At 68.6% G+C, this 229-nt stretch carries 1 pseudogene; it reads right to left on the bottom strand.

Annotation, left to right across the window (positions count from 1 at the left end):
- Positions 1 to 82: 82 nt before the first annotated feature.
- Positions 83 to 229: pseudogene (locus tag ACQG3P_RS25600) on the bottom strand (ATP-binding protein); the annotation flags it as partial.

Raw genomic sequence — 229 nt, 5'->3', positions numbered from 1 at the left:
CCTACCATGCTGCGCATTGCGGTAGGTACCCACCGTTGGTGGGCACCCATCGCGGGAGGTGCCCACCGTTGGTGGGTACGCTTTACACCGGCAAAAAGATCGCCACGCACAGTCCGCCCTCGCGGCGGTTCTGCAGCGACACGCGCCCACCATGCGCCTCGACGCTTTCGCGGGGATGCGCCACCCCGAGTCCCGTGCCAGTGCGCGTGGGGGACTCGAGCGGCAGCAG

The organism is Stenotrophomonas sp. SrG, assembly GCF_050031795.1.
Taxonomy (GTDB): Bacteria; Pseudomonadota; Gammaproteobacteria; order Xanthomonadales; family Xanthomonadaceae; genus Stenotrophomonas; species Stenotrophomonas rhizophila_A.
The sequence above is the reverse complement of the archived record's forward strand: the minus strand, read 5'-3'. Positions and strand labels throughout refer to the sequence as shown.